Annotated in this window: 12 protein-coding genes and 1 pseudogene; 6 read left to right on the top strand and 7 right to left on the bottom strand. The window is 67.0% G+C overall.

What is annotated here, in order from left to right; translation table 11 throughout:
- Positions 1–128 (top strand): annotated as a pseudogene (locus NRB20_RS38600) (peptide chain release factor N(5)-glutamine methyltransferase); the annotation flags it as partial.
- Here the strand turns inward: NRB20_RS38600 and NRB20_RS31765 are convergent.
- Positions 98–1,264, bottom strand: coding sequence for a D-alanyl-D-alanine carboxypeptidase family protein (locus NRB20_RS31765; RefSeq protein WP_153415111.1), 1,167 nt, complete (start codon positions 1,262–1,264; stop codon positions 98–100). The pseudogene NRB20_RS38600 and the gene NRB20_RS31765 overlap by 31 nt on opposite strands.
- Before the next feature lie 279 nt (positions 1,265–1,543).
- On the opposite strand from NRB20_RS31765, the gene NRB20_RS31770 reads away from it, so the two are divergent.
- Entirely contained in the window at positions 1,544–3,004 is a 1,461-nt protein-coding gene (locus NRB20_RS31770) for an MFS transporter (protein WP_153415219.1), read from the top strand.
- 49 nt (positions 3,005–3,053) lie between these two features.
- Complete coding sequence (locus NRB20_RS31775) at positions 3,054–3,623, top strand: acyl-CoA-like ligand-binding transcription factor (protein WP_153415220.1); 570 nt, start codon at positions 3,054–3,056, stop codon at positions 3,621–3,623.
- On the opposite strand, the gene NRB20_RS31780 is transcribed toward NRB20_RS31775, so the two are convergent.
- From NRB20_RS31780 to sdhC, 5 genes are all read right to left on the bottom strand, one after another.
- Positions 3,580–4,488: a phenylalanine 4-monooxygenase gene (locus NRB20_RS31780; protein WP_153415112.1), complete on the bottom strand. Its 909-nt coding sequence runs from the start codon at positions 4,486–4,488 to the stop codon at positions 3,580–3,582. The genes NRB20_RS31775 and NRB20_RS31780 overlap by 44 nt on opposite strands.
- 384 nt (positions 4,489–4,872) lie before the next feature.
- A complete protein-coding gene (locus NRB20_RS31785; RefSeq protein WP_153415113.1) occupies positions 4,873–5,646 on the bottom strand; it encodes a succinate dehydrogenase iron-sulfur subunit in 774 nt (257 codons plus the stop codon).
- Positions 5,646–7,427 (bottom strand): succinate dehydrogenase flavoprotein subunit, encoded by a 1,782-nt coding sequence (gene sdhA, locus NRB20_RS31790; RefSeq protein WP_153415114.1) that lies wholly within the window; start codon positions 7,425–7,427, stop codon positions 5,646–5,648. Before sdhA ends, NRB20_RS31785 begins: the two co-directional genes overlap by 1 nt.
- A gap of 91 nt (positions 7,428–7,518) precedes the next feature.
- Positions 7,519–7,950, bottom strand: coding sequence for a succinate dehydrogenase hydrophobic membrane anchor subunit (locus NRB20_RS31795; protein ID WP_153415115.1), 432 nt, complete (start codon positions 7,948–7,950; stop codon positions 7,519–7,521).
- Between the two features lies 1 nt (position 7,951).
- Positions 7,952–8,356, bottom strand: a complete 405-nt coding sequence (gene sdhC, locus NRB20_RS31800) for a succinate dehydrogenase, cytochrome b556 subunit (protein WP_153415116.1) — start codon at positions 8,354–8,356, stop codon at positions 7,952–7,954.
- 335 nt (positions 8,357–8,691) lie between these two features.
- On the opposite strand from sdhC, the gene NRB20_RS31805 reads away from it, so the two are divergent.
- The 3 genes from NRB20_RS31805 to NRB20_RS31815 all read left to right on the top strand — a co-directional run bounded on the left by NRB20_RS31805 (position 8,692) and on the right by NRB20_RS31815 (position 12,403).
- Entirely contained in the window at positions 8,692–9,093 is a 402-nt protein-coding gene (locus NRB20_RS31805; protein WP_153415117.1) for a cytidine deaminase, read from the top strand.
- A 450-nt stretch (positions 9,094–9,543) separates the two neighbouring features.
- The gene (locus NRB20_RS31810) at positions 9,544–10,926 is read left to right on the top strand and encodes a thymidine phosphorylase (RefSeq protein WP_406603904.1); all 1,383 of its coding nucleotides are present in this window, start codon (positions 9,544–9,546) and stop codon (positions 10,924–10,926) included.
- A gap of 385 nt (positions 10,927–11,311) precedes the next feature.
- The gene (locus tag NRB20_RS31815) at positions 11,312–12,403 is read left to right on the top strand and encodes an adenosine deaminase (RefSeq protein ID WP_153415119.1); all 1,092 of its coding nucleotides are present in this window, start codon (positions 11,312–11,314) and stop codon (positions 12,401–12,403) included.
- Between the two features lie 12 nt (positions 12,404–12,415).
- Here NRB20_RS31815 and NRB20_RS31820 read toward each other — a convergent pair whose 3' ends face one another.
- Entirely contained in the window at positions 12,416–21,937 is a 9,522-nt protein-coding gene (locus NRB20_RS31820; protein ID WP_194290085.1) for a non-ribosomal peptide synthetase, read from the bottom strand.
- Between the last annotated feature and the right edge of the window lie 289 nt (positions 21,938–22,226).

Here is a 22,226-nt window from a genome sequence, read left to right on the forward strand (position 1 = left end):
GCGACACCCCGATCCATCTACACGCCGGTGACGTCACCGACCGGAATGTGTTGTCCCCCTTGAACGGTCGCGTCGACGTCCTGGTAGCCAACCCCCCTTACATCCCCGAGGACGCCGTCCTCGACCCATTGGCGCCGGCGGGGAGGGCGAAGCCGTAGTCGAGGAGGCGGGCGGCCTGTTCGGGTGGGCGGATGGGGAGGACGTCGGCTTTGAGCATGGTGACTACCAGGCGGTGGCCGTTGCGTTCGGCGGCGGTGACGAAGGTTTGGCGGGCGTCGTCGGTGTAGCCGGTCTTGCCGCCGAGGTCGCCGGGGTAGTCGTAGAGCAGGCGGTTGTCGTTGGCGATGGGGAAACCGGGGTGGTCCTTGTCGCCGGGGATCTTCGGGTTGGCTGGGAAGCCGGGGAAGTCGTATTGCTCGGTGTGCACGATGTCGGCGAACGCCGGAATCGTCATGTCGTGCCGGAAGATGGTGGCCAGATCGTAGGCCGACATGCTCATGCCGGGGCCGTCCAGCCCGGACGGGGTCGCGGCCCGGGTGTCCAGGGCGTGCAGTTCCTTCGCCTTCGCATTCATCTGTGCCACAGTGCTTTCCACGCCGCCCAGCTGGATGGCGATGGCGTGCGCGGCGTCGTTGCCCGAACACATCAGCAGGGCGTGGAAGATCTGGTCGTTGGTGTAGCGGCCGCCGGGGCCGATGCCGACGCGGGTGCCGTCGGCGTTCGCGTCGTCCTGGGTGCCGATGACGACCTTGTTCAGCTCGAGCTGCGGTAGCGCGACCGCGGCCAGCAGCGTCTTCATTGTCGAGGCGGGCCGGTAGCGGCCGTGCGGATCCTTCGCGGCCAGCACCTTGCCGGTGTCCAGATCGGCGATCGCCCAGGCCGTCGCGGAGATGTCCTTGGGCACCGCGGGCGCGCCGTCGGGCAGCAGCACACCGCAGCCGCCGAGCTTGCCGCCGCCGACCGGTGTCGCGGGGACGGGCAGCGGCTTGGGCACGGTCTGTCCCGGTTCGGGCACCTCGGACTCGTCGATCGCGGGCGGCGGGGAGGTGCGGTCCGGGCAGCTGTCGGTGTTCGGCGTGCTGAACGGAACCGAGGTGCCGGTCGGCTGCGCGCTCGCCGCGCCGGACAACGCGACGTCCACGCCGGTCAGCGCGGTCGCGGCGGCGAGCCCGGCGGTCAGGGCGACGGCGAGGGCGGCGAGCGGTCGTCGGCTCGCACGCGTGGTGCTGATCCGGCCGTGCGGCCGCGGTTCTCGAGTGCGCATCGCCGTCGAGCTTATGCCGAGCCGATCCCGGTACGACTGTGAGCCGACCCGGTATCGGGCCGCGCGGGTGGCGTACTCGGGACATCCCCGGCCGATCAGGTATTGACATCGACTAGAAAATGAGAGCTACTATCAAAATAAAGCAACATCCAAACGATTGGATCTGTCATGAAGGCAATGGATGTGCGCGACAGCGGCCTGGTCACCGGGTCGGCGGGGGTCGCGGCGCAGACGTCCGGCAGGACGCGCTGGCTGGCGCTGGGCGCGCTCGCGACCGCCATGCTCGCCATCGGTCTGGACACCACGGTGCTGGTGGTGGCGCTGCCCACCATCTCGGTGGATCTGCACGCCGGAACCTCCGCGTTGCAGTGGTTCACCACGGCGTACACGCTCGTGCTCGCCGCGCTCATGATGCCCGCGGGCGCACTCGGAGATCGCTACGGCCGCAAGCGATTCCTGCTCGCGGCGCTGGTGCTGTTCGGCGCGGCCTCGCTGTGGTGCGCGCTGGCGGCCTCGTCCGGTGAGCTGATCGCCGCGCGGGCGCTGCTGGGGCTGGCCGCCGCCGCGATGATGCCGCTGTCGATGTCGGTACTCCCGACCCTGTTCCCCGAGAAGGCCGATCTGCAACGGGCACTGACGGTTTGGGTCACCTCCACCGCGATCGGCATGCCGCTGGGGCCGATCGTCGGCGGTTGGTTGCTCCAGCACTTCTGGTGGGGCTCGGTCTTCCTGATCAACGTTCCGATGGTGCTGATCGGCCTGATCGCGGTGGCGCTACTGGTCCCGGAGTCGCGCAGCGAGCAGATCTTCCGCATCGATCTGCCCGGTGTCGCGCTGTCCGCCGCCGGAATGCTCGGTCTCACTTACGGTTTCATCCGCCTGGGCGGCCAGGGCTGGGGTGACACGCTGGGCTGGAGTGCGGTCGCCGCCGGTGTGGCGCTGCTGGGGCTGTTCATCGGATGGCAGCGTCGCACCCGGCATCCGCTGGTCGATGTCGGACTCTTCCGGATCGACGGATTTCGCTGGAGCACAATATATTCCATCGTCATCAACTTCGCGATGTTCGGCCTGTTCTTCACCGTGCCGCAGTACTTCCAGGCGGTGCTCGGCGTCGATTCGCTCGGCAGCGGATTGCGGCTGCTGCCCCTGATCGGCGGCCTGCTGATCGGTACCCGGCTGGTGGACCGACTGCTGCCCCGGGCCGGTCTGCGCGTGGTGCTGGTCGCCGGATTCCTTTTGCTGGCAGGCGGTTTGGTGATCGGCGCGCTCACCACGGTGGGCAGCGGATACGCGTACACCGCGCTGTGGATCACGCTGCTGGGGGCCGGTATGGGCTTCGTGATGCCCGCCGCGATGGGAATGGCGATGGGCGAGTTGGACGCCGAACGCTCCGGTTCGGGTTCCGCGCTGATCCAGGCGTTGCGGCAGGCCGGTGGCGCCATCGGCGTCGCGGTGCTGGGTACCGTGCTGGCCACTCGATACCGCGCGCAACTGGGCGGTTACGACCACGCGCCGATCTCCGACGGCGTCAGCGGGGGAGTCGCGGTCGCGCACCGGCTCGGCGACGGCGTGATGCTCGCGAAGGTGCAGACCGCGTTCGTCGGCGGTATGGGCGCGATGCTGTGGGTGTGCGCGGGACTCTGCCTGGTCGCGGCCGTCCTCGCGGGTATTCGCACCCGTAGCCGGGCATCGTCCACGCGGACCGCGGACGATGCGGGAGAATCGCTGCATGTCGGCTGATTCGAAGGCACCGCCAGCGCAGGCCCATACCGGGGTCGCCATACCCCGGATGGGCCTGCGCGAGCGCAAGAAGGAACGCACCCGGCGCACCATCCGGACCGAGGCCATGCGATTGTTCCTGCAGCAGGGCTACGCCGAGACGACCGTCGAGCAGATCGCGGCGGCCGCGGACGTCTCACCCAGTACGTTCTTTCGCTACTTCCCGTCCAAGGAACAGGTCGCCATCGCCGACGATCTGGATCCGGTGATGATCCGGGCCGTCGAGGCGCAGCCCGCGGATCTGTCGCCGCTGCGCGCGTTCGTGCGCGCCACCGTCGAGGTCTTCGATTCGCTCGAGCCGGACGATCTGGAATTCGAGCAGCAGCGGATGAAACTGATCTACACCGTGCCGGAGCTGGCCAGCGTCATCGCCCGCGAGACCGAGCGCAATGTGCGCATGGTGGCGCAGCTGATCGCCGACCGCACCGGACGTGCGGCGGACGAACTGGAGGTCCGCGCCTTCGCGGGCGCGTTGATCGGCGCGATGAGCACCACGTTCGACGCCACCTCCGGGATCGGGCTGGATATGGAGAAGATCAAGCAGGTCGCCGACTTCCTGGAGTCGGGGATGCGGTTGTAGCGGCGACGACGTCGTCGGTCGCCGTGGCGAAGAAGCCGCCCACCACCTCCTCGATCTCGGAAATCGAAGCTGCGCAATACAATACGGGCTGATAATGGGTGATGTCGTAGACCGCCGTGCCCATCTCCCGCACGTCCAGCGGCCGCAGCCGCGCGCCGCGGAACTCCTCGATCTCACCGTACGAGGACAGCAGACCCGCACCGTAACAACGGATCTCGCCGCGCTCGCGGACCACCCCGAACTCCATCGAGAACCAGAACACATCCGCCAGGAACTTCAGTGCCGCATCGGTTTCCAGCCGCGCCACCGCCGCACCGACCTCGGCGTAGATCGCGGCGAACCGCGGACTGGCCAATTGATTGGCGTGGCCGATGATCTCGTGGATCGCATCGGGTTCGGGCGTGTACAGCGGGGCCGAATGATGCCGAATGTACTGGGTGGAGTGGAAGATCCGGTCCGCGAAGGAGCCGAAGAACTCTCGCAGCGGCACCAGCCCCGCCGCGGGCACATAGCGAAATCCGCTGAGCGGCACCAGTTGTGCGGACACCTCGTCGAGTTGCGGGATGTGATCGTGTGCCAGCCCCAGCCGCCGCGCACCCGCCAGCACCTCCGCCGACGCGTACCGCTCGTGCTTACGCGACAGCTCCGCCGCCGCGATCCGCCACACCCGCTGCTCGTCCTCGGTGTACTCGATCCGCGGCGTCGCCTCACCCGGCCGGTAGGCCAGCGCCCGCGCGGCAATCGCATTGCGCCGCTCCCGATAGCCGGAATCGTGCACGCCGGGATGCTCCTCGCTCAGGTGCACCGTCACATCCCCGTCGGTCCCCGTGGTCACCGGCGAGTACAGCTGCGCTTCGCTGAACATGCCTCGATGCAATCACTACTACGCTCATCCGACAACAAAAGGACGATAACCTTGACAAATTGACTAGTTGATTCGATGTCGGTCCATGCTCGAGGCCAGCAGAAGAAGTCATTTGTCCTGTCGTTCATCGGCGTACTCACGGTCGGCGAACTCCGTTCGAGTCCTGGCCGTCGTCGAGGAGCATCTCCCCGAGCAACACACTGCCGACCGCCCGCGCCGACCATCGCTGGAACTCGACCAGCCGGGCCGCACCCACTGCGGCTGCCGCATCGCCCGTGTGGTTGCCCGGAGGTGCGGACACGACGAAGGCCGCCCACATCGGATGATGTGAACGGCCTTCGGGGCCTTACCTTTTCGATCTCCCGGGCGACCCCGGAACGAGACCTACCGCGCGAACAGCAGGGCCCGCTTGACCTCCTGGATGGCCTTGGTGACCTCGATGCCGCGGGGGCAGGCGTCGGTGCAGTTGAACGTGGTGCGGCAGCGCCACACGCCCTCGACGTCGTTGAGGATGTCGAGGCGTTCGCGGGCGCCCTCGTCGCGGCTGTCGAAGATGAAGCGGTGCGCGTTCACGATCGCGGCCGGGCCGAAGTAGCTGCCGTCGTTCCAGTACACCGGGCACGAGGTGGTGCAGCAGGCGCACAGGATGCACTTGGTGGTGTCGTCGAAACGGTGGCGGTCGGTCTGCGACTGGATGCGCTCGCGGGTGGGCTCGTTACCCGAGGTGATCAGGTACGGCTTCACCGCGCGGAACGCGTCGAAGAACGGCTCCATGTTCACCACGAGGTCCTTCTCCACGGGCAGGCCGCGGATCGGCTCGACGGTGACCGTCAATGCCTTGTCGCCCTTGGGCAGCATGTCCTTCATCAGGATCTTGCAGGCCAGCCGGTTGACGCCGTTGATGCGCATGGCGTCCGAACCGCACACGCCGTGGGCGCACGAGCGCCGGAAGGTGAGCGTGCCGTCCAGGTACGACTTGATGTAGATCAGGACGTTCAGGAACCGGTCGGTCGGCAGCACGGGCACCTGGAACGAATCCCAGTGCGCGCCCTGCTCGTCCTCCGGGTTGAACCGCGCCACCTTGACGGTGATCATGGTCGACCCGTCCGGAACGGGTGCCGGTTTCCGTCCTGCGGGAGCTTCGGCTACAGCAGTCATCAGTACTTACGCTCCATCGGCTCGTAACGGGTCTGCACGACCGGCTTGAAGTCCAGCGTGATGTCGGCGATCAGCTCCGCCGGCGCGCCGGGCTCGACCTGCTTGTACGCCATGGTGTGGCGCATGAAGTTGGTGTCGTCACGGTTGGGGTAGTCCTCGCGGGCGTGGCCGCCGCGCGACTCCTTGCGGTTCAGCGCGCCCACCACGGTGACCTCGGCCAGTTCCAGCAGGAAGCCGAGTTCGACGGCCTCGAGCAGATCGCTGTTGTAGCGCTTGCCCTTGTCCTGCACCGTGATTCGCTGGTAGCGCTCCTTGAATCCGTGGATGTCGGTGAGCACCTTCTTCAACGTGTCCTCGGTGCGGAACACACCGGCGTTGGCGTCCATGGTCGCCTGCAACTCGGTGCGGATGTCCGCGACGCGCTCGTCGCCGTGCTCCGAGAGCAGGTTGGCCAGCCAGTTCTCCACCATCGTCGCGGGGTTCTCCGGCAGTTCCACGAAGTCGTGGCGCTGCGCGTACTCCGCGGCGGCGATACCCGAGCGACGCCCGAACACGTTGATGTCCAGCAGCGAGTTGGTGCCCAGGCGGTTCGAGCCGTGCACCGAGACGCACGCGCACTCACCGGCGGCGTACAGGCCCGGCACCACGTCGGTGTTGTTGCGCAGCACCTCACCGCGGATCCGGGTGGGGATGCCGCCCATCACGTAGTGGCAGGTCGGCATGACCGGCACCGGCTCCTTGACCGGGTCGACGCCCAGGTAGGTGCGGGAGAACTCGGTGATGTCGGGCAGCTTCTCCTCGAGCACGTCCTCGCCGAGGTGGGTCACGTCGATGAAGACGTAATCCTTGTTCGGACCGCCGCCGCGCCCCTCGGCCACCTCGAGCACCATCGACCGGGCGACGATGTCGCGGGGCGCGAGGTCCTTGATGGTCGGGGCGTAACGCTCCATGAACCGTTCACCCGACGCGTTGCGCAGGATGCCGCCCTCACCGCGGACCGCCTCGGAGATGAGGATGCCCAGACCGGCCAGCCCTGTCGGGTGGAACTGGTGGAATTCCATGTCCTCCAAGGGAAGTCCCTTGCGGAACACGATCGCCATACCGTCGCCGGTCAGCGTGTGCGCGTTGGAGGTGGTCTTGTACATGCGGCCCGAACCACCCGTGGCGAAGATGATCGCCTTGGCGTGGAACACGTGCAGTCGGCCGGTGGCCAGCTCGTAGGCCACGACGCCGGTCGCGACCGGGCCGCGGTCGGTGTCGGTGAGCAGCAGGTCCAGCACGTAGAACTCGTTGTAGAACTCGACGTCGTGCTTGACGCAGTTCTGGTACAGCGTCTGCAGGATCATGTGGCCGGTGCGGTCGGCGGCGTAGCACGCGCGACGCACCGGAGCCTTGCCGTGATCGCGGGTGTGCCCGCCGAAGCGACGCTGGTCGATCCGGCCCTCGGGGGTCCGGTTGAACGGCAGGCCCATCTTCTCCAGGTCCAGCACCGCGTCGATGGCCTCCTTGGCCATGATCTCCGCGGCGTCCTGGTCGACCAGGTAGTCACCACCCTTGACGGTGTCGAAGGTGTGCCACTCCCAGTTGTCTTCCTCCACGTTCGCCAGCGCGGCGCACATGCCGCCCTGGGCCGCGCCGGTGTGGCTGCGGGTGGGGTAGAGCTTGGTCAGCACGGCGGTGCGGACTCGGGGCCCGGCCTCGATCGCCGCACGCATCCCCGCGCCACCGGCACCGACGATCACCACGTCGTAGCGGTGTTCCTCAATCGGATTCTCGGTCATACTGTTCCTTTTCTTCGCATGATCGGGCGGCCTCCGTGGTTACGCACGCTGCCGCCTCCAGCCGTTGACCGCTCATGCGGGGGTGGCGTTCCTAACTGATGTTGGGGTCGAAGGTGAAGATGACGTAGGTGCCCACGCCCATGATCAGGATCATGGCGACCACCAGCAGCGTCTTGAGCCAGAACCGGGTGGAGTCCTTGCGCGAGTAGTCGTCGATGACGGTGCGCAGGCCGTTGCCGCCGTGCAGCTGGGCCAGCCAGAGCATGGTCAGGTCCCAGATCTGCCAGAACGGGCTGGCCCAGCGACCGGCCACGAAGGCGAAGTTGAGGCGTTTCACGCCGCCGTCGAGCATCAGCATGATCGTCATGTGGCCCAGGACCAGCACGATCAGCAGGATGCCGGAGAAGCGCATGAACAGCCACGCGTACTTCTCGAAGTTGTTGCCCGAGGCGCGGCGCGGGGTGCGCGGCGAGTCCAGGCTGGCGGGGCGGTCGTAGGACTTACCGAGGACAGGTGCAGTCATCTCAGAGCTCCGTCGTGATCATGTAGAACAGCTGGCGTCCTACGCCCATACCGGCGACGATCACCCAGATCGCGAGCACGATCCAGAGCATCAGCCGCTGGTACTTGGGGCCCTTGGACCAGAAGTCGACCAGGATGACCCGGACGCCGTTGAGTGCGTGGAACAGCACGCACACGACCAGGCCCATCTCCATCAGTGCGACGAGCGGGTTCTTGTAGGTCTCGATCGCCCGGTTGTAGGTGTCCGGGCTGACCCGCACCAGAGCGGTGTCGAGCACGTGGACGAAGAGGAAGAAGAAGATCGTCACACCGGTGATCCGGTGCAGCGCCCAGGACCACATGCCAGGGTCGCCGCGGTACAGGGTCTTCCGCTTCGGCTGAGCCGGAGCTTCCAGCGTGGTGGTCATGAGAGTGCGGTGCCTCCAACGTCGTTGTGGACCCGTCGGGCGGGGCCGGCAGTTGCGATCCGGTCGCGGTTTCGGCGCGCGAATCACAGAGCCGTTGGATCTGAATACACCAGCTCTGTGCCCGGAGCCGACACCCCGAAGGCGGTGGCCGGCCGCGCGCCGGGAACCTGAACCGATCTTCTGGAACTGTAATCCCCGGACATTCGCGGAACTAATTCGGCGTGCCGCGCGTTGAGCCCGAAAATCATGAGTTAGGTTTGCCTTGCCTGATATGCCGAAGTGCTCGGGGTAGCTTTTCCTGGACCGTCAACAACCAGCTCGAGCGGAGCGTCGGAATGTCGCAAATCGATTGGGATATATTGCGCCACAATGCATTCGGAGTTATGCGGAATGCGTATGCACCGTACTCGAACTATCCGGTGGGAGCCGCCGCGCGCACCGTCGACGGCCGAATGGTGCTCGGGTGCAATGTGGAAAATGTCTCATACGGTTTGGGGCTGTGTGCCGAATGTGTACTGGTCGGTAACCTCTGCGCGTCCGGTGGGGGGAGGTTGCTGGCGATTGCTGTGTGCGATTCGCGCGGGGCGGTTCTGATGCCCTGCGGGCGTTGTCGGCAGCTGCTCTACGAGCACGGAGGCGATGATCTGCTCGTGGATCACGTCGATGGTCCGGTCCCGCTGAAACGTTTGCTGCCGTTTGCCTTCGGGCCTGATGATCTTGCGGCTGGGCAGAAATGATGTGAGCTTTCGCACGGCTTTTCCGTGATGCTCGTTGTTCGCTCGGCGAGCTCTCCGGTGGCTCGGGGGTGTCGTGAGGTTTGTGTACTGCTGCTGGGTTGCGGAAAGTCTTGTGATACAAGGGATTTCGGTGTTCCCTCGAATGGCGGCAAGGGCGGATGTGAGCTGCGTTACGTCTGAGTGCGGCCGTAAGCGGGACCGTAACGGGACCGTGCGGGCCGGATAACGGGACCGTGCGGGCCGACGCGGATCGGATAACGGGACTGCGCGGGACGGTGCGGGCCGGATGACGGGACTGCGCGGGCCGGGGCGGCGTCTTCGGAAAGCGGGCTGTGCGTTGTCCGGTGGGTGCACAGACCTGTTTGTCGATCGCAGGCGAGTCCTTCCCACACACGCCGGGAGGCCGTGCGCGGCGGGGAATCCTCTGGAAGCCTGGCGGACATGGTGAGCGTGCATTCGGCGGTGTCGGTGATCACGGCCAAACGTGACGGCGGGGAGTTGTCGGACGAGCAGATCGATTGGGTGGTCGATGGATTCACGCGGGGGGAGGTGGCCGATGAGCAGATGTCGGCATTGGCGATGGCGATTCTGCTGCGCGGGATGAATCGGCGGGAGATCGCGCGGTGGACGCGCGCGATGATCTCCTCGGGGCAGCGGATGAGTTTCGCCGAGCTGCCGCGGCCGACCGTGGACAAACATTCGACCGGCGGTGTGGGGGACAAGATCACGCTGCCGCTGGCGCCGCTGGTCGCCGCGTGCGGTGCGGCTGTGCCGCAGCTGTCCGGGCGCGGGCTCGGGCATACCGGCGGGACCCTGGACAAGTTGGAGTCGATACCGGGGTGGCGGGCCGAGGTGCCGGTTCCGGATATGCGGCGGATGCTGGCCGATCCGGCGATCGGCGCGGTGATCTGTGCCGCGGGAGCCGATCTGGCGCCGGCCGACAAGCGGCTCTACGCGTTGCGGGATGTGACCGGGACGGTGGAATCCATTCCGCTGATCGCCAGTTCGATCATGAGCAAGAAGATCGCCGAGGGCACCGCGGCGCTGGTGCTGGATGTGAAGGTCGGGGCGGGCGCGTTCATGAAGACGCTCGATTCGGCCCGCGAATTGGCAACGGCCATGGTCGAACTGGGCACCGACGCGGGCGTGCGCACGGTGGCGCTGCTGACCGGGATGCACACCCCGCTCGGCCGCACCGCCGGTAACGCGCTCGAGGTCGCCGAATCGCTCGAGGTGCTCGCCGGTGGCGGCCCCGCCGACGTGGTCGAACTGACTCTCGCCCTGGCCCGGGAAATGTTGGCGCAGGCCGGAATCGGTGACATCGACCCGGCCGACGCCCTCGCCGACGGCCGCGCGATGGACCACTGGAAGGCGATGATCCGTGCCCAGGGCGGCGATCCGGACGCCGCCCTGCCCACGGCCGCGCACACCGAGATCGTTACCGCGCCCCGATCCGGCATCCTGACCCGCTTGGACGCGATGGGCGTCGGCCTGGCCGCGTGGCGGCTCGGGGCCGGGCGGGCGCGTCAGGGAGATCCGGTCCAATTCGGTGCAGGCGTCGAGATGCATGCCAAACCTGGGGATTCGGTTGTCGCGGGACAGCCCCTGCTCACCCTGCACACCGACACCCCTGAAGCGTTTTCCACAGCTCTCGAAGCCCTGCGCGACGCCTACATGATCGACGCCGCCCCGTCTTCCGCGGCTGCGTCTACTGCTGCTGTGTCTACCGCGGCTGTGCCTTCCGCCGCTGCGGCTACCGGCGATGCACTTGCCCCGGCTGTATCGAACTTGGCTGGACCCGACTCGATCGTGCTCGACCGTATAGCCCCCTGAGGGGTTCGCTCGGATTCCTCCGGCTTGCCTGTAACCGAGCGGTCAGGTCAGCCGGATCCGGTGTGCCGACTCCCCGAGGGGTCTGGCACCATGCGTCCGCATCGATGGCACACCGAGTCGGCTCGGATGCGGCTGCCCTTGCCGACGCCGCGCGCGACCAGGCCGCGAGCCCGGGCATCGGTCACCACGTCGAGTTCGGCCCACATCTCGACGTGATCGCGGATGGCCTTGGCTGCCTGCGATGTTGTCCTTCGGCTGGGGGAATGGTCTGTCCGGAATCCGCCAGGCGACCTGTGGGCAACCGGAAGGGGACGATTCGTCTACGTCGTCGCCGACATGGGGAAGGTTCGCTGCGGAACTCGGCGGATGCGGCTAGCGTCGATACATGACTGGACCGATGCCTTTGAATCTCGCCTCGATCCGCCAGGCCCCGAAGGCCGTGCTGCACGACCATCTCGACGGTGGCCTGCGGCCCGCGACCGTGCTGGAGCTCGCGGCACAATGCGGTTACGACCAGCTACCCGCCCAGGACGCGGCGGCGCTGGGCAACTGGTTCCGCGACGCCGCGGACAGCGGATCACTCGAGCGCTACCTGGAAACCTTCGCGCACACCACCGCGGTCATGCAGACCGCCGATGGGTTGCGCCGGGTAGCTCGCGAATGTGCCCTGGACCTGGCCGAGGACGGCGTGGTGTACGCCGAGGTGCGTTTCGCGCCCGAACAACACCTGCAACGCGGCCTGTCCCTGGACGAGGTCGTCGAACACACCCTGGCGGGTTTCCGTGAGGGTGAACAGCTCGCCGCCGACGCGGGCACACCCATCCGAGTGGTGTGCCTGCTCACCGCGATGCGGCACGCGGCGCGCTCACTCGAGATCGCCGAGCTGACCGTGCGGTGGCGCGATCGCGGCGTTGGCGGATTCGATATCGCCGGCGCCGAGGCGGGCTATCCGCCCAGCCGGCATCTGGACGCGTTCGAATATCTGCGGGCCAACTGCGCGCACTTCACCATCCACGCCGGTGAGGCGTTCGGCCTGCCGTCCATTCACGAGGCCGTCGCGTTCTGCGGCTGTGAGCGACTCGGGCACGGGGTGCGTATCACCGACGACATCACCGATTCCGAATCCGGTCCGGTTCTCGGGCTGGTCGCGAATTACGTTCGGGACCAACGGATTCCGCTGGAGTTGTGCCCGTCGTCGAATGTGCAGACCGGTGCGGTGCCCTCGCTGGAGAAGCATCCGTTCGATCTGCTGGCGCGGCTGCGTTTCCGGGTCACGGTGAACACCGACAACCGGCTGATGAGCGACACCAGCATGAGCCGCGAAATGCTCAAGCTGGTCGACACCTTCGGTTACGGCTGGAGCGATCTGGAGCGTTTCACCATCAACGCCATGAAATCCGCCTTCATCCCGTTCCCGGAACGCCTCCGCATCATCGATGAGCTGATCAAACCGGGCTACGCGGTACTGCTCGGGTAGCCCGGGTCCGTATCAGGCCGTGGCCGGGCCGTATCCGCGGTGGATCTCGCGGGTACGGCCGCCCGCGATCGGAATCGCCCAGCGCCGCACGAGATCCGGTGCACCGGTTGGGTCTTCGGTGATCACCACGCGGAGCCTGCCGAGCCCGTCCGGGTCGATCGCGGCCAGGTCGGCGGCGGTGAGGACCGCGTGCGAGACCCGCTGGCGACGCAGCAGTGTGGCCAGTTCCTTCTCGTTGTCGACGGTGGGAGCCGCGACCACCAGGGTCGCGCCACCGCCGACGGCCAGCAGCAGTTCCAGCATCGACACCTCGGACGCCAGCGGTGCGAAAAGCAGTGTGCGAGAACTGCTCGTCACCCGGAAACGCCCTGGCAGCTCCGCGCAGAAACCGGCCAGTGCCGCCTGCCTGACGGTGACGACCTCGGACGATCCCGAGGTACGCACGACACAGGCCGGATCATCGGGCCGCAGCGTTCGCGGACGATCGGCATCGGTGATCGGTGCCGACGACCGGTCGGCGAGCTGTCGCGCGAACTCATCGGTATCGATCGTCAGCCAGGGCAGGCCGTCGGGCAGTTCGACACCCGAAACAGTCAGTCCCAGCGTCGCCGCAGCGGAGAGATCGGCGTTAGGACCAGTCCGTCCGAGTGCTGTGTCGGTGGGGAGGTTGGTGCTGGGGGCGGTCGGTCCGAGTGCTCTATCGGTGGGGAGGTCGGTGCTGGAAGCAGTCTGTCTCAGCGCTGCGTTGACGGGGAGGTCGGTGCTGGAAGCAGTCTGTCTCAGCGCTGCGTTGACGGGGAGGTCGGTGCTGGAAGCAGTCTGTCTCAGCGCTGCGTCGATAGGGAGGCCGGTGCTGGAAGCGGTCAGTCCCTGCGTCGTGTTGGTGGGCACGTCGGCGCTCGGATCTGTCAGGGATTCCAGATCCATGGGTACGACGGCCGCGCCGGTCTTGAGCGCGGCCCAGATCGCGAGGACCGTGCTCACCGAGCGTGGCATGCCGATCGCCACGAGATCCCCTGGCCCGACACCGCGTTCGAGCAATAGATGCGCGAGCCGGTTCGACTGTTCGTCCAGTTCGAGGTAGTCGAGTCGGTCCAACTCGCGCGTGGAATCGTCGACGATCACTGCGACGCCGTCCGGATTGTGGTCGGCGGCCGCGGTGAGCAGATCCGGCAGCAGTTCGATTTCTTCCGGCTCGGCCGGGAGCGGCTCGGCGGCCACCAGCGCCCGGTCGCGTTCGTCCGCGTCGAGCACATCGATATCGCCGACGAGCAACTGCGGATCAGTGGCGACCCCGGTCAGGATCCGTTCGAACCGGCGGCCGAGACTATGCACGGTCGGCTCGTCGAAAAGATCTGTGGCATAGGTTAATACGATGAGCAGCTGATCCCGGACGCCGTCCTCGCGATGCTGTGGATCGACGATCACCTCCAGATCGAATTTGGCCGTCACCTCGCCGGTGTCCAGGCCTGAGACCGTCAGCCCCGGCAGTTCGAAGATCGGCGATTCGGTGTTCTGGAACGACAGCATCACCTGGAACAGCGGATTCGCCCCGCCCACCCGGCCGGGCAGGACCGCGTCGACCACGCGCTCGAACGGAATGTCCGCATGGGCGAAACCGGTCAGGTCGACCTCGCGTACGGTGTCGACGAGTGCGGCGAAGGGGGCCGACCGATCCACGGTGGTGCGCAAGGCCAGGGTGTTGACGAACATGCCGACCAGATCGTCCAGTGCGGCGGCTCCGCGACCCGCGATCGGCGTCCCGATCGCGATATCCGATCCGCCGGACAGCCGGGCGAGCAGTACGGCCAGCGCGGCGTGCACGACCATGAACAGCGACGAATTGTGTTCCTGCGCAAGCTGTGTCAGTCGCGTGTGCACGTCCGCTGGTACCGAGAACGCGAGGGACGCGCCACGCTGGGATGCCCGCGCCGGACGCGGATGATCCAGCGGGAGCAGCGCCGCGCCGGAGATGCCCGCGAGCACGCGCTGCCAGTAGGCCAGCTGGCGGGCGGCGACGGAATCCGGATCGTCCTCGACGCCGACGGCCGCGTGCTGCCAGATCGCGAAATCCGCGACTTGCACGGCCAGCGGTGCCCATCCCGGCGCGTCACCCGCGACGCGCGCCAGATAGGCGGTCGTCAGATCCCGCGCCAGCGGTGCCATCGACGCACCGTCCGCGCAGATGTGATGGGCCACGACGACCAGCACGTGCTCGTCGCGATCGCTGAACAGCCGGATCCGCACCGGAGGTTCGGCGGTGACGTCGAAGCCGGTGGTCGCGAGTTCGGCGATGCGATGCAGGACATCGACGGTGGCGTGCTCGATCGGCAGACCGTGCGGCAGCGCCTCGGCCACCGACAGGATCTGCTGGAACGGTTGTCCGTCGGGGCCTTCGGGATATCTGGTGCGCAGCGCCTCGTGCCGTTCCAACACGTCGTGGACGGCCTGTGCCAGCGCGGGCGTATCCAGCGCGCCGCGCAGGTGCAGCGCGAAAGGAATGTTGTAGGCGGGGGATTCGGGCTCGATCCGGTTCAGCACCCACATCCGCAGCTGAGCCAGCGACAGCGGTATGAACTCACCGCGCTCGACCGCCCGCAGCTCCGGCCGCTCGGTCGTATCGCCGCCGGGCACGATGCCCGCGGCCAGATCCGCGACGACCGGGCGGTCGAACAGGGCCCGCACCGGCACCCGTGTCCCGAGCGCCGCGCTCAAGCGGGCCACCGCGCGGGTGGCGACCAGCGAATTACCGCCGAGTGCGAAGAAGTCGTCGGCCGCGCCTACCTGTTCCACGCCGAGCACCTCGGCGAAGATCCCGGCCACGATCTCCTCGGCCGGGGTGCCCGGTGCTCGGAACTCCCGCCCTCCGAACTCCGGGTGCGGCAGCATCCGGCGATCCACCTTGCCGCTGGTGTTGCGCGGGAATTCGGCGAGTTCGACGATCGTGGCCGGAATCATGTAGGCGGGCAGCGTGCGGGCCAGCGCCGCCAGCGTGTCGGCGGTGTCGTATGGGACATCCGGCGTCGGCACGACGTAGCCGACCAGCTGATCGCCCAACTGTGAGGGCAGCACCGCGACCACGGCCTGCCGCACCGACGGCAACGCCACCAACGCGGATTCGATCTCACCCAACTCGATGCGCTGACCCCGGAACTTCACCTGAAAGTCGGTGCGCCCCAGATATTCCAGGACACCATCCGCGCGCCACGTCACCAGATCGCCTGTCCGGTACATGCGTTCGCCATCCCCGAACGGAGTGGCCACGAACCGTTCCGCCGTCAGCGCCGCCCGGCTCACATACCCGCGCGCCAGCTGATCACCTGCCAGATACAGCTCACCCCGCACCCCGACCGGAACCGGCCGCAGCCGCGAATCCAACACGTATACACGGCAATTCCACCCGGGCGTACCGATCGGTACGGCGGTGCGCTCCTCCCCCGAGGCAGTGTGGGAGGTGATCGAGACAGCGGTCTCGGTCGGCCCATAGAGGTTGTGCACCCGCGCATCACAGAGCGCATGCACCGCGGCAACGGTCTCCGCGGTCAGCACCTCCCCGCCGTTGATCACATGCCGCAGCGATGCGATCGAGCCCGCATCCACCTGCCCCGCGAACTCTGCCAGCATCGAGGGAACGAAGTCAGTAGCCGTAACTCCTTGTGCAGTAATGATTTCCGCCAGATACGCTGGATCGCGATGCCCGTCGGGCGTGGAAACCACCAGCTTCGCCCCCACCCGCAACGGCAGAAAACAAGCCCACACCGACATATCGAAGGTAGTAGGCGCCTTCAACAGATACACATCATCAGGCCCCAACGGATGCCGATCACCCATCCACGCAAGATGATTGCCAACCGCACGATGCGTTGCCGCAACCCCCTTCGGCCGCCCGGTAGAACCCGAGGTGAACAGGACATACGCCAGATCATCCACCCGAACCGGCCGCAACAACTCCGCAGCCCGCACCGGCGCGCCGTCGTACCCGCCCAGATCATCGGAATCGATGCGCAGCACCGGGATTCCCTCAGGAACCGGCACGGAGTCCGCGACGCCTTTCGGTTGCCCGGTGGGACCCGAGGTGGACGCGATGTCTTCCGGATCGTCAGTGCGAGCCGGATGCGACAGTTCCGAGACTTGCGCCGTGGTGCCGTCGAACCCGATCTGATCATCGAAGTCATTGCGCGGCAGCAAGATTCCTTCGGGAGGCGGCGTAGGGCCCGTGATCACAGTGCCCTTCGGCCTACCAGTGGCACCAGAGGCGGACAGCCCGCCTGCCGGGTTGACGGTGTGAGCTGGATGCGACAGTTCCGAGGCTTGCGCCGGTTTGTCCTCGAGTTCCTCGAGATCGTCGGAGTCGTTGCGCTGCACCGGGATTCCTTGTGGTACCGGCGTGGAGTCTGTGGTGAGTATGCAGACTGGTTGGGTGGTGTGGAGGATGTAGGTGATTCGGTCGGTGGGGTGGTCTGGGTCTATCGGGACGTAGGCGCCGCCTGCGGTGAGGATGGCGTACATGCCGATCAGTAGTTCTGGTGATCGGTGTATTGCCAAGGCGACCAAGGTGTTCGGGCCGACGCCTTGGGAGATCAGGTGGCGTGCTAGGCGATTTGCTCGTTCGTCGAATTGCTGGTAGGTCAGTTCCGAGTTCTCGTAGGATATTGCGATTCGATTCGGATACGTTGCCACTGCTCGGCGGTAGCCGTCGAGCAGGAGTTCCGGTTCGAGTGGGTGGCGGGTGTTGTTCCAGTCCAGCAGGATTCGGTTTCGTTCGGCGTCGTCCAGCAGGATGTCGATGTCGCCGAGTGTGGGTACGGTGGCGCCCGACAGTGCGTCCAGGACTCGGGCCAGTCGTGCGGCTGTGGTTTCCACTTCGTCGGCGGTGAATCGGGTTTGCAGGTAACGCCAGGTGATTTCGATTGTCGAGCCGGCTGTGACGACCAGTGTCAGGGGGTAGTGGGTGTCGTCCGCCAGGTGTACGCCGGTGACCGACATGCCGTCGATGGAGCTGGTGGCGGCGATAGCCTCGCGGTCCACCGGGTACGACTCGAAGACCAGCAGGGTGTCGAATTGTGCTGCGGCACCGGCGATTCGCTGGATTTCGCTGAGGCCGATCTGGTGGTGGTCCAGTAGTGACGCCTGGTCGCGCTGCACATCGCGCAGGAACTCGTCGAGCGGGTGCTGTGCGTGGGCCCGGACTCGTACGGGCAGCGTGTTGATGAACAGGCCGACCATGGATTCCACGCCGGGGAGCTCGGCTGGTCTGCCGGAGACCGTTGCGCCGAATACCACGTCGTCACGGCCGGTCAGCCGCCCGAGCAGCAGGCCCCATGCCGCCTGGAGGACGGTGTTCACCGTGACGCCGAGTGCTGCGGCGCGCTCGGTGATACGGCGGGTGCGGGCGGGATCGATCTCGGTGTGCAGCCTGTTGATCAGTGTGCGTTCGCCGGGGCGCGGCGGCGTCGCCAGCAGGGTCGGCTCGTCCAGGCCCGCGAGCGCGTTCGCCCAGGTCCGTAGCGATGCCTCGTGGTCGCGACCGGCCAGCCATTGCAGGTAGCCGCGATATGGCGCTACGCGCGGCAGCCCGCTCTGATCGCCACGCGTGGCGTACAACAGCAGCAGGTCGCGCAGCAGCAGCGGCATCGACCAACCGTCCAACAGGATGTGGTGCGAGGTGATGACCAGACGCCACTGCTGTTGTGCCGCAATGTCTTCGGTTCCGGCGCCGAGGCGATACAGGGTGAATCGCAGCAGCGGCGCGACCGCCAGGTCGAAGTGGTGACCGCGATCCTCGTCGACCGACCGTTGCAGCTCCGCGCGCCGATCGGATACGGGCAGCCCGGTCAGATCCACCTCCCGCCACTGTGCCTCGCTCCGGCTCATGACGAGTTGTACGGCAGTGCCGTTCGAATCGGTGACGAACGCCGTCCGCAGATTCGGGTAGCGGTCCAACATGGCCTGTGCCGCGATCCGCAGCCGTGCGGGGTCGAGTTCGCCGGTCAGATCCACGGTCGACTGGGTGGTGTAGACATCGACGTCCGACTCCGCCAGCAGCGCGTGGAAGAGCAGCCCGGACTGCAACGGCGCCAACGGCCACACCTCGGCCAGCGCCGGATGATCCCGCTCCCACACCTCGATATCCGATTGACGCACCCGTACCAGCGGGAGGTCGGACGGTGTGCGTCCGCCCGCGTCCGGGCGTTGCGCATGTCGCGAAAGCGCGGTGAGTGCGTCCGTCCACAGCTGTGCGAGCTCCCGCACCCGGTCGCGGGAGATCACCCCGGTCGCGAATGCGAACGACGCGGTCAGCTCGGGCCCGGCCGCACCGTCGGCCACGATCGCGTTGATATCGATCACGCCGTTCGCGGGCATAGCCGAATCCATCTCGGCGGTCAGCTCGCCGAGATCGTCGACCGGTGCCCAGCCCAGTTCGGCGAGTTCGGCGGGGATCTCGCCCGCGGTGACACGGCCCAGGTAATTGAAACCGATCTGCCCGGCTTCGGAGATCCGCGCGGCGTCCGGATCGCGATATCGGAGCAGGCCGTAGCCGATGCCGTTGTCCGGCACGGCAAGTAGCTGTTCCTTGACCGACTTCACGACCGTCCCCAGGGCGGGTCCGCCCGCGAACGCGTCGTTGAGATCCACCCCACCCAGCTCCAACCGCACCGGGTACGCACTGGTGAACCAGCCGATCGTGCGAGAAAGGTCCGCCCCCGGCACGACTTGCTCTGCGCGGCCGTGACTTTCGAGCTTGATCACTGCCGAACCGCCCTGGTCCAGCCCACGCCATCGACTCAGTGCCAACGCCAGCGCCGACAGCAGCCCATCGCCGACACCGCCGTGATAGTGGCTCGGGATCGCGGTCAGCACGGACTCGGTCACCTCGGTCGGCACCGTCACCCGCACGTGGTCGACGGTGGCGAGCGTATCGATCGCCGGATCGAGGGCCCGGGCGCCCAGCGGCGGGTCCTCGGTCTCGCAAACCCGTTGCCAGAACTCGAGTTCCGCGGCGCGGGCCGTCTCGGTCAGCGCATGTGCCCACCGTCGCATCGATGTGCCGTTGGCGGGCAGGGAAACCGGTTGACCCGCGATCAGCTGCGACCACGCCAGTGCCAGATCCGGGATGAGAATGCGCCACGAGACGCCGTCGACCACGAAATGGTGTGCGATCACGAGCAATACGTCACGACGTCCCGTGGCAGAGCCGGATTCCGACGCCGCGAAAGTGAACCAGACGAACTGCAACATCACCGCATTCGCCGGATCGAGCCGACCCAGCGCGTCGTCGTAGGCGGCGCTCGCTCGCCGGGACAACTCCGCGTCATCGATGTCCCCGGGCAACTCGACCCGGTGCACCAGCGCGTCGACATCGACCGCCCCACGCTCGAGCGCCTCGAAAGCCCAACTCGCCGTATCCGATTCGCCCTCAGTCCCGGAATCCGCTTCGCTCTCGGGTCCGGGGGCTGCTTCGTTCTCGGGTCGGGGGACTGTTTCGTTCTCGGGTCGGGGGACTGCTTTGCTCTCGGGTCCGGGGGCTGTTTCGCCCTCGGACCCGGGAGACATCCGCAGCCGCGACCGCAACACATCGTGATGCGCGATCACCGCATCGAGCGTCGCCACCAGCGTCTCACGATCGATCCCCGTCGGCAGCCGCAACGTCATCGACTGCGAAAACCGCTGCCACGAAGAACCATTGGCCAACGTAGCGGCCATGATCGGCATCAGCGGCATCTCCCCGACACCACCACCGGGCATTTCATCCAGCCGAATCTGCTCCGAATCCGAAGCGGCCGTGGCGATCTCGGCCAATGCGGCCACGGTTCGATGGTCGAACACATCGCGCGGCGTGAACACCACCCCGTGCCGCCGCGCCCGAACCGCCATCTGAATGGACAGAATCGAATCGCCACCCAGCGCGAAGAAGGAATCGTCGATCCCGACCCGCTCCACACCGAGCACCGCGGCGAACGCCTCCGCGATCACCGACTCGACTTCGCTACCGGGAGCACGGAATTCGGCCGTCGCGAAGGTCGGCTCCGGCAGCGCCGCCCGATCCACCTTGCCGACCGGCGTGAGCGGGATCTCGTCGAGCACCGTGATCGCGGTCGGCACCATGTACTCCGGCAGCCGCTCCGCGACGAACGCCGTGAGCTCGTCGACATCGGGAATCTCGCCTTCGCGCGGCACCACATACGAGACCAGCGCGGTGGCGCCCGACGGCAGCGTCCTGCCGACGGTGACAGCGAAGTCGATGCCCGGATGCGCGGTCAGCGCGGTGTCGATCTCGCCCAGTTCGATCCGGAAGCCACGGATCTTGATCTGGAAATCCGACCGGCCCAGATGTTCCAGAGTTCCGTCGATCTCGTTGCGCCGCACCAGATCCCCGGTTCGATACAGCCGCATCTCCGGCGTGTCGACCGCGCCGAACGGGTTGGCCACGAACCGTTCCGCGGTCAGCCCGGGACGCCCCAGATACCCCTGCGCCAGCGCCGGGCCCGACAGATACAGCTCCCCGACACTGCCGTCCGGCGTCGGCCGCAACCGCGAATCCAGCACGATCGCCGCCACACCCGCGAGCGCGCTACCGATCGTCACCGGCCCCTCGGGCGGGATCGGGTCACTCAGCGTCGCCAGCACCGTCGCCTCGGTCGGGCCGTATCCGTTGACGAACCGTCGTCCGTCGCGCGCCCACCGCGCCACCAACTCCGGACCACAGCGGTCCCCGCCCACCTCGACCACCTCGAGATCGTCGAGCCCGTCCGGCTCCAACGAGGCGAGCGCACCCGGGGTCATCGACAGATGGGTGACCCGCTCGCGGCGCAGCAGCTCGGCCAGCTCCGGGCCGCCGAACACGTCCGGAGGTACCACCACCAGCGTCGCGCCCACGGAGAAGGCCACCAGCAACTCCTCGACCGAAGCGTCGAAGCTGGGTGACGATGCGTGCAGCACCCGCGAATTCCGGCTCACCCGCAACGTTTCCCGCGTCGCGGCCACCAGACCACCGAGGCCGGTATGGGTGACCACGACCCCCTTCGGAGTTCCGGTCGACCCCGAGGTGTAGATGACGTACGCCGGATGCCGCGGATCGATGGGTCGGATGCGATCGAGGTAGGAGATCGGATGGTCCGGGTGGGCGGCGATGCGCGCGGCCTGCGCGGGATCGTCCAGTGCGATCCACTCCACCGCATCGCCCAGCGCCGCCCGATGCGCCGACGAGGTCAACCCCAGTGCCGCTCCCGAATCCGCGACCATGTGCGCGATGCGTTCGGGCGGGTACGTCGGATCCACCGGTACGAACGCGGCACCCGCCTTGGCCGTCGCCCAGACCGCCACCACCGACTCGACGCCGCGTCGAAGCCCCAGGGCCACCGCGTCACCGGCGCCGATGCCGCGCTCGATCAGTGCCCGCGCCAGTCGCGAGGACGCGGCGTCCAGCTCCCGATAGGTCAGTTGCCGTTGGTCGGCCGGATCGCCCGAAGGATTGAAACGGATTGCGATGTCATCGGGTTCGGATTCCGCCGCGGCCGTGAGGAGATTCGCCAACAGCGGAATATGTGACCGACGATTGCGAGAATGTGGCGACCGACCACGTCGTGCCATGCCCAGGCCCCTTTCGTACATCCCCGACCTGGTGCACCACCTTCAAGCTGATTGTGGCGAAGCCATTACAACATGAAAAAGTGGTATTTCGGAAGATGGTACTTCCGGTGGCACACAGCTTTGTTCCCACGGCTGGAGCAGGTCACAAGCAGGGCACTACCGGCGCGCGGCCCGATAACAGGCGCGCACGACGGCACGGGAACAACGCGAGTCCGGCGGTAAATCCGTGTTC

The sequence above is a fragment of the Nocardia macrotermitis genome (genome assembly GCF_009604405.1).
GTDB lineage: Bacteria > Actinomycetota > Actinomycetes > Mycobacteriales > Mycobacteriaceae > Nocardia > Nocardia macrotermitis.

Bases quoted from the DNA above. Each gene is read 5' to 3' on its own strand.
- NRB20_RS31765 (WP_153415111.1), bottom strand. From the start codon at position 1,264: ATGCGCACTCGAGAACCGCGGCCGCACGGCCGGATCAGCACCACGCGT.
- NRB20_RS31770 (WP_153415219.1), top strand. From the start codon at position 1,544: ATGCTCGCCATCGGTCTGGACACCACGGTGCTGGTGGTGGCGCTGCCC.
- NRB20_RS31775 (WP_153415220.1), top strand. From the start codon at position 3,054: ATGGGCCTGCGCGAGCGCAAGAAGGAACGCACCCGGCGCACCATCCGG.
- NRB20_RS31780 (WP_153415112.1), bottom strand. From the start codon at position 4,488: ATGTTCAGCGAAGCGCAGCTGTACTCGCCGGTGACCACGGGGACCGAC.
- NRB20_RS31785 (WP_153415113.1), bottom strand. From the start codon at position 5,646: ATGACTGCTGTAGCCGAAGCTCCCGCAGGACGGAAACCGGCACCCGTT.
- sdhA (WP_153415114.1), bottom strand. From the start codon at position 7,427: ATGACCGAGAATCCGATTGAGGAACACCGCTACGACGTGGTGATCGTC.
- NRB20_RS31795 (WP_153415115.1), bottom strand. From the start codon at position 7,950: ATGACTGCACCTGTCCTCGGTAAGTCCTACGACCGCCCCGCCAGCCTG.
- sdhC (WP_153415116.1), bottom strand. From the start codon at position 8,356: ATGACCACCACGCTGGAAGCTCCGGCTCAGCCGAAGCGGAAGACCCTG.
- NRB20_RS31805 (WP_153415117.1), top strand. From the start codon at position 8,692: ATGTCGCAAATCGATTGGGATATATTGCGCCACAATGCATTCGGAGTT.
- NRB20_RS31815 (WP_153415119.1), top strand. From the start codon at position 11,312: ATGACTGGACCGATGCCTTTGAATCTCGCCTCGATCCGCCAGGCCCCG.